At 46.9% G+C, this 13,066-nt stretch carries 10 protein-coding genes and 1 pseudogene; 8 read left to right on the top strand and 3 right to left on the bottom strand.

The window, feature by feature from the left end:
* Positions 1-11: 11 nt before the first annotated feature.
* Positions 12-200 carry a hypothetical protein gene (locus tag MHI37_RS26145; protein ID WP_076335909.1) on the top strand — a complete coding sequence of 63 codons (189 nt, stop codon included), beginning with the start codon at positions 12-14 and terminating at the stop codon, positions 198-200.
* Positions 201-592: 392 nt separating this feature from the next.
* The gene (locus MHI37_RS26140) at positions 593-1,240 is read left to right on the top strand and encodes an SIMPL domain-containing protein (protein ID WP_076335910.1); all 648 of its coding nucleotides are present in this window, start codon (positions 593-595) and stop codon (positions 1,238-1,240) included.
* A 744-nt stretch (positions 1,241-1,984) separates the two neighbouring features.
* On the opposite strand, the gene MHI37_RS26135 is transcribed toward MHI37_RS26140, so the two are convergent.
* The gene (locus MHI37_RS26135; RefSeq protein WP_076335912.1) at positions 1,985-2,407 is read right to left on the bottom strand and encodes a GNAT family N-acetyltransferase; all 423 of its coding nucleotides are present in this window, start codon (positions 2,405-2,407) and stop codon (positions 1,985-1,987) included.
* 210 nt (positions 2,408-2,617) lie between these two features.
* On the opposite strand from MHI37_RS26135, the gene MHI37_RS26130 reads away from it, so the two are divergent.
* Positions 2,618-4,750, top strand: a complete 2,133-nt coding sequence (locus MHI37_RS26130) for a GMC family oxidoreductase (RefSeq protein WP_076335913.1) — start codon at positions 2,618-2,620, stop codon at positions 4,748-4,750.
* Between the two features lie 347 nt (positions 4,751-5,097).
* Here the strand turns inward: MHI37_RS26130 and MHI37_RS26125 are convergent.
* Positions 5,098-5,952: pseudogene (locus tag MHI37_RS26125) on the bottom strand (IS3 family transposase); the annotation flags it as partial.
* A 20-nt stretch (positions 5,953-5,972) separates the two neighbouring features.
* A complete protein-coding gene (locus MHI37_RS26120; protein ID WP_076335915.1) occupies positions 5,973-6,269 on the bottom strand; it encodes a transposase in 297 nt (98 codons plus the stop codon).
* A gap of 588 nt (positions 6,270-6,857) precedes the next feature.
* Here MHI37_RS26120 and MHI37_RS26115 point away from each other — a divergent pair.
* The 5 genes from MHI37_RS26115 (at position 6,858) to MHI37_RS26095 (ending at position 12,963) form a co-directional block, all read left to right on the top strand.
* A complete protein-coding gene (locus MHI37_RS26115) occupies positions 6,858-7,907 on the top strand; it encodes a LacI family DNA-binding transcriptional regulator (RefSeq protein ID WP_076335970.1) in 1,050 nt (349 codons plus the stop codon).
* Positions 7,908-8,490: 583 nt separating this feature from the next.
* A complete protein-coding gene (locus tag MHI37_RS26110) occupies positions 8,491-9,795 on the top strand; it encodes an extracellular solute-binding protein (RefSeq protein ID WP_076335916.1) in 1,305 nt (434 codons plus the stop codon).
* Between the two features lie 106 nt (positions 9,796-9,901).
* Positions 9,902-10,786: a sugar ABC transporter permease gene (locus MHI37_RS26105; protein WP_076335917.1), complete on the top strand. Its 885-nt coding sequence runs from the start codon at positions 9,902-9,904 to the stop codon at positions 10,784-10,786.
* A 3-nt stretch (positions 10,787-10,789) separates the two neighbouring features.
* Positions 10,790-11,620 carry a carbohydrate ABC transporter permease gene (locus tag MHI37_RS26100; RefSeq protein ID WP_076335918.1) on the top strand — a complete coding sequence of 277 codons (831 nt, stop codon included), beginning with the start codon at positions 10,790-10,792 and terminating at the stop codon, positions 11,618-11,620.
* A gap of 62 nt (positions 11,621-11,682) precedes the next feature.
* The gene (locus MHI37_RS26095) at positions 11,683-12,963 is read left to right on the top strand and encodes a cellulase family glycosylhydrolase (protein ID WP_076335919.1); all 1,281 of its coding nucleotides are present in this window, start codon (positions 11,683-11,685) and stop codon (positions 12,961-12,963) included.
* The last annotated feature ends 103 nt before the right edge of the window (positions 12,964-13,066 follow it).

The raw sequence follows: 13,066 nt of genomic DNA, 5'->3' as shown, positions 1-13,066 counted from the left end.
AGCGCTCTGAATTGGGGAAGGTGCTAATCCGAAGCTGGACAGCCGGAGACATTTTAACTGCAATTGGGGGAAAAGGACTGTTTATCCGGGCCTTTGATGAAATACCAAGCCCAACAGACCCAAGGTTTCCAGAGTTTTATACGCTTATTGCTGATAAAATAGATATGGAGTTATCACCATTGTATGCTAACGCACCATAGAAGAAGTAATACTTAGATTATCTCAATATCATTTTCTTGAATTAAGACTAAGCGATATTGGCCATTTGGCTGAAATTCAGGATATCAACCAAGATCTAATATTCTCTTTTGTCTATAGTGTACGAACTTAAATAGATCTTCGTTATATTCCCATCGATGTTCATGTTCTTCATCAATAAAATCCTCAGGAGATACCTGGGTGAAAATGTTCCACTCAATTGTCCAACCTATTGGAAATCTAAGAGGTACTAATCCATTGTTATCAACGATCTCAGCAGTACAGTAAATAATGTATCCAAACTGATAATGTTGCGGCGGATACATTGAATTTCAAGCAATAAATGGGCATAGTTTAATTAAAGGTGCGATGATAAAGGAGGAGTATGGCGGCTATGGCTCAGCATAAAGAACATTCATGTGATTTTACGATAGAGGTGTGGGGAGAAGGTGTGGTAACAGCAGCTCCAGACCGTACATTGATTACACTGGGAACCGTTAGTGAAGGGGTAGAGCTGGAATCGGTTCAATCTGACAATGCTACAAAGGTGGCTGCGATTATTGAAGCGCTGGAGCAATTGGGCATTGCCCGTGAGAGCATCAAAACTACACAATTTCTAATTGAGCCTCAATACGATTATATAGACGGAAAGCAAGAGTTCCGCGGATACAGAGTCACCCATCTGCTTCAAGTGACGTTAGACAATGTTACGGAGGCTGGACGTCTAATTGATGCGGCAGTTGCGAATGGGGCGAACATGGTTACTTCGATAGAGTTTGATTCTAGTGAGGCCACTAAGGCGCGGCAAGAAGCACTGATCGCTGCTGTGCGAAATGCTGAGGCGAAGGCTACCACCATCGCCCGGGCACTCGGCGTTTCCTTGTCCGCGATTCCATGCAAAGTCGAGGAAGTAACGCAGCCAGGGGCGGCGCCTGTGTTCTTCAAGGCGGCAGCTATGCCGCTGGAAAGCGCAACAACCCTCATTGAGCCGGGTCAATTGACCTTTAGAGCTGCCACTCGAATTTGGTATATGTATGGCTGAAAAAAGAGCAGCAGCAGCTATGGACGGGAACGTGAAGCCCTAGACTGCGGGTGTTTTGTTGAACTAACGTGCTCCGCTAGCTTAACAAAGGATATGTAAAAGCTGAAACTTCAAGGAATTACTATTTCAACAAACGTTTAAGAATATATGAACTTTGGTTTTCTTTGACTACCAATTCCCATCCTTGATCTCCAAGAATATTTAAAACTCTTATGAGGGAGATATCGTTGTATTTTGGAAAGTGTTCACTTTCATCCAAAAAATATTTAACACCGTATATATCATCCTGCTTTCTCAAGACAGTATATTCAAACTTTATGACCATCACCTCTTAGTTTTTTTGTTTTTATATATTACCATAAGTTGGCGACCTTGGAAGTTCGAATTATCCTGTCCGTTAGGTTAGCGAAAAGCTGCCGATCATGTCGGCAGCTTCGTCATGGATGTGTAGCTTAACGCCAGGATTGGTAAGTCCTCTTTTCCCATCAACCTATTTGATTGTAGCTTTCGCCTAGGTTTGTAGCAAAATTATGCAATGTAATAGCACCGATAATTGCCACGAACACAATAATACCAACAAAAAGTAAAATTCGTTTTTTCATTCTATTATTAGCTCACCTCGTTTATGAATCCTGAATATGTAATAATTTAGACGATATCTGCGATAAAAGGTTGCGTTGCTGCCCGTTCGTTTAATGAAATGAGCAGGCTATCGAAGCCTGCTCAACAATGCTAATTATTCAACTAACGTTTCTCGCAGCTCAGTTTTTTTGTAAAGATAATTTCTAATGGCTGGGTATCGAGTATTAAGCAACCCGCATCTCTGTAGCCTAGTCTTCTATAAAAATGTTGAGCATCCTCATCAGCTTGGGTAGAAGTCATGACCAGCATAAAACCTTGTTGTTTCATCTCCTGTTCCCAAAATTCAACCACATATTTCCCGAGTCCTCTCTTTCGATAAGGTTCTTCGATCCAAATCATATTCATAAACGGAGTGTTATCCCAAAAATACCCGTAACGCATCCATCCTAGTATTGCATCGCTTTCATCTTGTACTAAGTAGATTTCCCTCTCCCTGATCTTCGGTAATATTAATTTCTCCTCGAGATGGGGGTCCCGGTTTCTTATCCATTCATAGTCCTTAACGGTTGCAACTGAAATTTTCATTTAATTGCGTTCCTCTCTAGTACGTTATGGCAGTTCATATTTTAGGCTAATCAGCAACCATTTCGGTCTACACTGTTATTATCTTCTTCTAAATTACAAATTGACAAGAGTAAAAAATAGCTATATTCAATTATAACTGTCTAGCGAGAGCCGAAGGCACGTGTTAGACTAAATGTTAAGTAGCCAAATCTCACTAGGCGGTGAACGTATATGAAGAACAGCGATTCAAAATATAATTTAAATGAACTTCACAGTATTCTGAAAGCGGTTGCAGATCGGCTGATTCCAAAGGATGCTTGGCCATCGGCGACCGAGGCGGGTGCTCTTGTCTACCTGGAACGATGCGCAGGCGAGGATGTCGCTACCTGGATGGATGTAATAGACCCCGGACTTCGAGCATTGGATGCAGAAGCGTTCGTTCTCTATCGCAAACACTTTTCAGAGCTGTCGGCTCATGAGCAAGATGGACTGCTGCACGACGTCCAGCAAGAGCGTTTTCGGGACTGGCCCATTTCGTCCAAACGCTTCTTTGAGACTCTATTAGGCTTGGTCATAGAAGGTTACTATGGAAGTCCTGAGGCTGGTGGGAATCATGAGGGCAAGTCGTGGGAGATGATCGGATTTCGTCCAGGCCCCGTCTCAGAGAGCGAGGCACCGGTCCCAGAAACCGAGTTGACAGAGCGGGCCTTGGGCCAGCTTCGAGACGAGTATGATGTGATCGTCGTGGGTGCTGGTGCCGGGGGCTCGGTAGCGGCGGCAATGCTGGCTGAAGCTGGACTTCGTGTTCTCGTCGTTGAACGTGGAAGCTGGCTTCGCTACAATCAGATCGGCAGCGATCATCTACGGAACCATCGTTTAAGCAAATACGGTCATAATACCGGGCCAAGCATGGAAGGTAACCCTCGCACAATCGTATTGGCCGACGGTACCGAGCGAATCACCGTCCCCTTTGAAGGGGACTATCATAATAATGCGATGACGGCAGGCGGCGGAACACGGGTCTATGGGGCACAAGCGTGGCGATTTCATCGGGATGATTTTCGAATGGCGACTCGGTATGGGGTTCCTGAAGGGAGCTCATTAAGCGACTGGCCGTTTGGGTATGACGAACTCGAGCCCTATTACGAGCGTGCCGAGTGGGAAGTCGGCGTTTCTGGCGATGGGAATGCCCATCATGGACGAGGCGAACGGCGACGCCCTTATCCTATGCCGGCGCTATCGCTGACGCTGGAAGCCGAATACTTGGCTCGGGGAGCAGCGAAGCTGGGATGGGAAGCGGGGCCGGTTCCTCTCCTCATCAATTCGGTGGAGCGCGACGGACGACCAGCCTGCGGGAGATGCGGCCAGTGTGTCGGGTTTGCCTGCCCGACCAACAGCAAAAATGGCGGTCACAACACGATGCTGGTGAGGGCTATCGCTACCGGCAACTACGACCTGATCTGCGATACAATGGTCGAACGCATCGACACCGAGGGAGGAAAGCATGCTACTGGCGTTCGCCTTGTGCAGGAAGTGGCAGGCTCGATCCAGCGCCGGCAAATCCGTGCAGGGCATGTGGTGGTTGCAGCAGGAGCCATTGAAAGCGCACGCCTCCTTCTCAATTCCGCAAGTGATTCGGAACCTAACGGGATAGGCAACCGGAACGGACAAGTCGGTCGGAACCTGCAGGGCCATGTCTATTCAGGTGCCTACGGCCTCTTTGATGAACCGATTCAAGACGGTCTTGGACCGGGAGTGAGCATTGCGACCTTTCGGTTTGACCACGATAACGGAGCCGGGATTATCGGGGGCGGGTTTCTTGCCAACGAGTTCACCCGCATACCGCTCATTCACTGGTACCGGGCACTTGCACCGGATGCGGCGCGATGGGGGAGCGCAGGCAAGGATACTATGCGTGAGACTTACTTGCGCACTGGTCAAATTCAAGGTCCAATTCAAGAAATTCCGACACCAGAGTCAAGAGTGCTGCTTTCGCGTTCGGTCAAAGATCGTTTCGGCTTGCCTGTGGCTCAACTATCTGGAAGCGTTCATCCCGAGTCGCTTCGTGCTGCGGGCATGCTGGCAGAACAAGCGGAGAATTGGCTTTGGGCTGCCGGGGCACGTCGCGTTTGGCAAACAAGGCCAGGTGGGGGGCTTAGTGCCGGGCAGCATCAGGCGGGAACTCTCCGTATGGGGGAAGACCCATTGATATCCGTCACCGATCCCTCGGGGCGCATACACGGATACGATAATCTTTGGGTGAGTGATGGATCCTTGCACGTAACAAATGGCGGAGTTAACCCGGTGTTGACGATTCTTGCACTGGCCTTCCGCACGGCAGAAAACCTAGTGAAGCAAGGATAGCGACAGGTTTGTTTCATATTAGGATGACCAATAAGGCAATTATGATTAGCTTGCTAAAGTCATATTAAAATACCAGTTAGCAGAGAGGGTCTCCCTTTCAGTAGATAAATCTACTGAAAGGGAGACCCCTTTTGAGTTTGAATTGCATGCAACGCAAGCTTACTTGTATTGCTCGCTCCACCAGATAAGCACATATATGTGCCTATCACATAAGAATGCCTGATGTGCTGCGGCTTTAAGCACCTATGTGTTCTTATCCGCACGAAATGACCATAACCCGCCACTAATTCTACATCATAAGCGCATATTGGACCTCTGTCAAGAAAGTAGACACGCAATAAGAGTATTTAGCTAATCTTTTTGTAGTACATTTCCTCAAAACGGTCCGGCGATTCGTAGCCTAAAGAACCATGGATTATCTTTCGGTTGTAAAAGAGCTCAATGTACTCAAACATCTCTTGTTGTGCTTGGGCCTTTGTTCTAAAACGCGTACAGTAAATAAACTCTTTCTTCAGTACACTGTGGAACGACTCAATGCAGGCGTTATCGTAACAATTGCCTTTCCGGCTCATACTTGCCCGCATACGATACTTTTTTAAACGCTTGCGGTATTCTTCCGAGGCATACTGGGAACCCCGATCAGAGTGGTGGATCAGTCCTTTGCTCGGTTTCTTAGCTTCATAAGCCTGGTCTAATGCAGCCAGTACCAAATCTGTGGTCATGCGGTCACCGAGCTTCCAACCTACAATCTTGCGCGTGTAGAGATCCATAACGCTAGCGAGATACAAGCGGCCTTCGCGGCACGGTACGTATGTGATGTCCGTTACCCATATTTTGTTTGGAGCTGTTGTCTTAAAATTCTGGTTAAGCACGTTTGGCGCAATGGGTTCGTTATGGTTAGAGTCTGTCGTTGTTACTCTAAATTTCTTTGACACGCATGACCGTAGTCCGCTCTCATTCATGAGGCTGCCAACAAGGCGTTCGGACACACGCCATCCCTCTCGTCTAAGCAAATTTGTGATTTTTGGAGCACCGTATCGGCTGCAATGATCCAAAAAAAGCCAAGTAATGCGCGCCAGTAGCGTCTTTCGACGCCTTTGGTAACTATTTTCTTTTGCCTTCTCCTGCTGCCATTTGTAGTAGCCACTCCGTGATACTTCAAGTAGGGTGCACATCTTCTCTAGTCGAAACTCGGAGCGATGATCTTCGACAAACTGGAACCTTAGTTCCTTTCTTTGCTGAAGATGTGCATGGCCTTTTTTAGAATCGCGATCTCTTCTTTAAGATCCTCAATTTCGGTGGCCTGCTCCTCGATTTTATAATCTTTTTGACGGATGGCTTCGCGATCGACGAGCGGTTCGTTTTCAAACTTACGATGTTTCGCTAACCATTGATGTAACGTTCCCGCTGGGATGTTTAGTTCTTCTGCTATCTGTGGCACACTTTTCGTCTGCTCTTGAATGTACTGGACGGTCTTTTCTTTAAAGTCCTCACTATACCGTTGTCTGCTCTCACCCATACTAGACACCTCTTCCTCTTTGTTGTTTATTATCTGTCTACTCTTATGAGGTGTCCACTTTTTATTCTAGCTACATATATGTGCTTATCACATAAGAATACCTCCAACTGTACCACCATAAGCACCTATGCGTTCTTATCCGCACGAAATGACCATAACCCGCCACTAATTCTACATCATAAGCGCATATATGTGCTTATCACCCAAGAATACCTCGAACTGTACCACCATAAGCACCTATGCGTTCTTATTCGCAAGAAATGACCATTATCGGCCACTAATTCCATCTGATGAGAGGGTGGCACAAAAGTGATACGCTCCCCATACGGTTGACAGGAGAAATAATGAAAACCTGATACCGTATGTTGGGAGAAGGATGCTTCACTCAGTGCCCCCAGCGTGTTTTCATCCTAGAGGATTTTTATGCACGACAGCGATGTTCAGCAAATTGCCAGAGGGATTATTGTTCTGAATAATGGAAAATACTTAAATTTAACGAGAGATTAAAGAATTTTTATTGAAAAATGTTGAAAAAAGTTCTATTGTTTAAAATAGAGTATGGCAGTTGAAAGGACGGAAACGCAGGACATGAAAAAAATTACGCTGCAACTAATCGCGGATGAGCTGGGCGTGTCCAAAGCGCTCGTATCCAAAGCGTTGTCCAATGATCCCGCTGTTAATGATGTAACCAAGGAAACGATATGGGCGAAGGCGGAGGAAATGGGCTATCGTATGAAATCGTCGCGCAAGACGATTCCGGCTTCGCGCACGGGCAATCTTGCTGTGCTGATGCCGCGTGCGTATTTGGACGACATGGAGTATTGGGGCAAGGTCATACACGGTATTGAGAAGGAACTAGCTAACCATAGCTTCAGCATGATACTCTCCAGCATCGAAATTTCGTTGTCGCCGAAGGATGGGCTGCCTTCGAGCATTTACGAGAAGAAGGTGGACGGTGCCATCGTCATGGGCCATCTGCCAGACAGCTATATACAAGCGTTAGCGGCAACGGATTTTCCTTATGTCATGGTTGACGCGAACCTGCTTGATTCGTCGATTGACCATGTACTTGCCAACAACTTTCTTGGCGCCTATCAGGCGACGAACCATCTGCTTGAATCTGGCCATGTAAAGCTAGGCTTTGTCGGCGATGCGGATACATCATGGAGCTTTCGGGAGAGGAGCCGGGGCTTTGAGGAAGCGATTCGCGATTTCAATCGTAAGAGCACAAGTAGCGCCACAGCGGTTACGATTGAAGGCGTCGGGGTAAGCGGCACGGGCATGTACGTAGCGGACGAATTTGCGAAGGGGCTAAGCCGATTCGTGAAAGCAGATCAGCCGGTGACCGCGCTGTTCTGTGCGAATGATCTCACCGCATTCGAATCGCTCAAGCTGCTCGGCGACTGGGGCATAAGCTGTCCTGGAGATATTTCGGTTATCGGCTTTGACGATTTAACGCTGACAGAAATCATGTCACCGAAGCTGACAACGGTACGCGTGCCCAAAGCCGACATCGGCAGCCGCGCTGCCCAGATGATTTTGCGCCGTATTGAGAAACCGGACGTAACGCCGGAGCATGTGTTGCTGTCCACGCAGCTTATCAAGCGCGCTTCGGTTGCAATATTGGACAATGTCTAATCAAAGGCCGAAGTGCCTGATTAGCCGTCTATGTCTATTTGCTGCCTTTAAGGACCAGGAGGTCACAAACCTCCGAAGTCTTTGATAGGCAGCTTTTTTAACATATAGGAAAGTATGAGCCTCACATCTATACTTCGCCTATATTTTTGCAAGAAACTTGTCGTCCTTAGACAAGGACGACATAGTCGTCTCACCTTGTGGAGCGGCTGATTACTATAAATAGCGGATAAAATCCCCTTTACCACACGGTAAAGGGGATTTTTATTAGACAAACACGGAAACTTTTTTATATTTTTATAAAGTATTGGCATCTATCTCAATAAGAAAATCAAAATCCTCAAAAAGGCGGCATTCTTCATCTCTATAGGTGCTTAATGATTGCAGCTAGCTCGAAAATCCAATTAGAGCTGCGGTAGAGCTTAAACAAGCCTGTCTTACTATCAAATTTGATAATAAGGAAACCATGTTGAAAATAATAAAAATATAATTTTTGTTAATATTAATTTAAATATGTTGAATTATAAGTTTCATTATGTTAAAATTCGAAATGTAAACGATACCATATTTATTAGGGGGAAGCACAATGAAGAAGCCATTATTGTCTGTTTTAACGCTTATGATGCTCGTGGTTCTATTGGCAGCATGTGGAGGAAACAACAACAAGCCAGCAGAGGCGACAAATGCTCCAGCAACGGATGCAGCCAATGCTAATAACGAAGGCAGCGCAGAGAGCGAAATCAGCGGCACCGTCACGTTCCTGACAAACCGTACGGACATGATTGATACGGAATATGTAGAGTACGCGAAACGATTTAAAGAAAAATACCCGAATGCAGAAGTGAAATTCGAAGCGGTAACCGATTTGGACAAAACGACGAAGATCCGCATCGCGTCAGGCGAATTCCCAGACGTTGTCCTTATTCCCACGATTCCGAACTCCGAGCTTCCGCAATATTTTGCTCCACTCGATGACATCGGTCTGAACGACCGCATTTACTTCAAAGATTACAAAGGACATGACGGCAAAGTTTACGGCATTTCCGCAGGCGCAAGCACAACGGGCATCGTGTACAACAAGAAAGCGTTCGCGGACGCTGGCATTACTGAAATCCCAACGACACTTGATGCATTCTACGCAGCGGCAGAGAAGCTGAAAGCGAAGGGCATCGTTCCGCTAGCCTCCAACTTTAAGGATCAATGGACGCTTTACCCTTGGGCGTCAGAGGTTGCGACTTCAATCGCTGGCAATGCTAACCTGAACAACGAGCGTAAAGACACAGATGCACCTTTTGCAATGGACAATGCTTACGGTCAAGCAATGACCATCATCCGCACGATGTATGAGAAAGGCTATCTAGAGCCGGACGTCAACTCGACGAACTGGGAGCAATCGAAGAAAGATATCGCTAGCGGCAAATTCGCGATGTACATGCTTGGCAACTGGGTTATCCCGCAGGTAGCGGACAGCGGAACAACTTCCGATAATGTAGGTTTCTTCCCGCTGCCTTATGACAATTCCGGCAAAACCAATGTAGCGCTCGCACCTGACTGGGCTTACGGCGTGAACAAAAACAGCAAAAACCTCGCGACTGCCAAAGCATTCGTGAAATGGATGGTCGAGGATTCCGGCTTTGATGATTTCGCAGGCTTCATCCCGGTATTGAAGGATAAAGAGCCGAATGTACCACAGCTTTCCGAGTTCAACTCCTTCAATCCGACATACATCGAAGCGGTTGCTGACGACGCGGCTGCAACGGACATCGTTAACAAAGCGCAAATTACGAAAGAGGCGATGGTACAGGAGTTCGTATTGTCGAAGGATCCGCGGTCTATTCTAGACAAATACAACGAAAACTGGGCAAAAGCTAGAAAATCGGTAGCGAAATAATAGCGATTCTACTATAGACAGATAAGCAAAGCGGATGATCGACGATAAAGTCAGGTCATCCCTTTGCACCTATAAGCCCTCTTTGGATGAGAAATGGAGTGGAACGATGAACACCCTGTCATATAAAGCGCAACGAAAGCTAATTCTGATCAGTTTCCTATCGATCCCGCTTGTCTTGCTCTGTTTGTTCACGTATTATCCGGCCGTCAAATTAATTTACTTAAGCTTCACGGACTGGAATGGCATCAGCAAAAACAGCCAATGGCTGGGCCTCGGCAATTATAAGGAAATATTCACAAACTCCGATTTATTCGGCGTATTTATTCATCAAATTCCGTACGTCATCATTGGCGTCATTCAAAATATAATCGCAATCGTGTTCGCGGTTATTCTTAACTCGAAACTTCGTGGAAGAAATGTATTTCGCGTTATGCTGTTTCTTCCCTTTATTATGAACGCTGTAGCAGTCGCTTTTATGTTTCAGTATGTTTTCGACACGACGAACGGTTCACTGAACAACTTGCTGGGCATGGTAGGGCTTTCTTCGCTTCAGCAAAGCTGGCTCGGTGATGTGTCGCTTGTAAATTTCTCGCTTGCGTCGATCGGCTTCTGGCGGTTTATGGGCTACAACATGGTTATTTATTTAGGTGCGATGCAGTCCATTCCGGGCGATATGTATGAGGCGGCGAAAATTGATGGGTCTAATCGCTTTCAGACGTTATGGTATTTAACGATTCCGAATTTGACCAAAATCATTCAGCTCAATATGTTCTTAACGCTAAGCGGGGCGCTTGCCGTATTCGATCTGCCTTTCGTGCTGACCAAGGGCGGCCCAGCCGGCGCGAGCGAAACATTCCTGCTCAAGACGATCGAAACTGCCTTCCAGTTCAACAATTATGGTTTGGCTTCGGCGATGAGTGTCGTGCTGCTGTTTTTCACCGTTGTTATTCTTGGCATTCAGAATGCAGTCATCAACAGGAAAGGGGAATAACGAATGCAAGTGAAACGGTTCGATCCCATCCATGTACTGAAATATTTGCTGCTCGTATTCGCTACCTTCGTCGTATTATTCCCGCCTTATGTCGTGCTTGTGAATGCGTTCAAGACGGAGAACGAAGGCTCCAGCCCATTCGCGCTTCCAGAGAGCTTTTTTAACTTCAGCAATTTCATAACGGTAATCGAGCGCGCCAACATCCTTCAAGCGTTCTCGAATACATTCGTTATCGTCATCGCATCGCTCGCCGGAAACGTGCTGCTTGGCACGATGGTGGCGTATGCGATTGGACGAATTGAGTTCAAGGGGAAAACACAAATACTTGGAGCCTTTCTAGTCGCTACGATTATTCCAACCATTACGACACAGGTGGTTGTATTCTCTCTTATTCAATCTATGGGTCTATACAACTCGCTGTATGCGCCTATTCTGCTGTTCATCGGCGCGGATGTGATTCAGATCTACATCTACCTGCAATTTATTAAAAATATTCCTTACGAGCTCGATGAGAGCGCGATGATGGACGGAGCCAGCTTATTTCGCATTTATGCGGGCATCATATTCCCGCTGTTAGGCCCAGCAACGGCCACGCTTATTATTTTGAAAACAATCAACATCTACAACGAGCTTTATATTCCGTTTCTGTATATGCCAAAGCAGGAGCTGGTCGTCGTCTCCACGTCGATCATGCGCTTCGCAGGCAATAACCAAGCGCAGTGGGGCAACATATGCGCAGCGATTCTAATCATCATGATTCCGACTGTGCTGCTGTATTTATTCCTGCAGAAATATATATTCTCCGGCGTGACGAACGGCGCGGTTAAAGGGTAATTCGTTTCTATTCATTTACCGACAAGAAAGATTAATCATATAAAAGTAAGGAATGATAACCGATGAAACTACAGCAGTTTATTAAGCGGAAAGGGTCCAGGTTGATGGAAGGCGCCAAGCCATTCCGCTTCGGCGGCCCTAATATTTATTGGCTTGGTCTTGACGAGAATGTTGGTGGGGTCGATTGGCCGACTCCGTTCCGCGTCATCGATGCGCTGGATACGGCGAAGGAGATGGGCGCAACGGTCGTACGCTCGCATACGCTGGCGGCTTCGCAAGGATGTCCGAAAGCTATATCTCCAAAGCTTGGCGAGTACAACGAGGAAGCTTTCCGCAGAGTCGACTTTGCCATTAAGGAAGCGGGCGAGCGCGGACTTCGGCTCATTATTCCGTTCGTATGCAATTGGAGCTACTATCATGGAGGCCGATCGACGTTTACGAACTGGAGAGGGCTTGAGGATCCGAATGCATTCTATACGGATGAGGATGTTATACGGGATTTCAAAGCGTATATCTATACGATTGTTAACCGGGTTAATTCATATACCGGAATTGCCTATAAGGATGATCCGATGATCCTGGCATGGGAGCTTGGCAATGAGCTTAACGATGCGCCGGCAGATTGGGTAGAGGAGATTTGTGCTTTTTTGAAAAAAAATGCTCCGCGTCACTTAACTGCGCATGGCAAACAATTTCAGCTTGATGCGGATAAATTAGCGATTCCAAGTCTGGATATTCTTGACGTGCACTATTATCCGGCGAATGCCGAGGAGCTGCTGAAGGATGCAAAAGCGGTGCAAGCTGCTGGCAAAGTGTATATTGCGGGCGAATACGGCTGGCCTGATTGTGATTTGCAAGGTTTCCTAGCTGCGGCAGAGGCAGAAGAGGCTGTCTCCGGAACTTCCTTCTGGTCATTGTTCGGCCATCATGATGAGGGCGGGTACGTACAGCATTATGACGGGTTTGCCGTTCATTATCCCGGCTGCGGCATCAATGAGGAGCTGCAGCAGCGTATTCAACAGCTGAGAGAACATGCTTTCCGGATGAGTGGACAAACGCTGCCCGAGATTTCGCTCCCGGATGCTCCAATCATAAGGGATGCTGCTGCTGTAGTGAAATTTCGTGGAACGGTGGGAGCCGCCTATTATACGATCGAGAAATCTACCGAGGGTGAGAGCGGCCCGTGGCATATCGTATATGACAAGCAGCCGGTTCAACATGCTGGGGCTTGGATCGATCCGACTCGTATTCACACGAAGGAGGCTTATTACCGCGTTAAGGCACATAGCCTATCGGGCGAAGCCGGTGTATATTCGAGTGTATATAAATCGAATCCTTTTTAGTAAAAGGGAAAAGCTTCTTCTATAGGTCCAAAAGTTCGCAATTATTTCCTATGCAATAGCCCTTTCGAGTCATGTCCAGTGCCTCGCCTTTGAGCGAAAATGA

It is taken from the genome of Paenibacillus sp. FSL H8-0548, assembly GCF_038630985.1.
GTDB lineage: Bacteria > Bacillota > Bacilli > Paenibacillales > Paenibacillaceae > Pristimantibacillus.
This window is presented reverse-complemented; position numbering and strand designations above follow the sequence as displayed.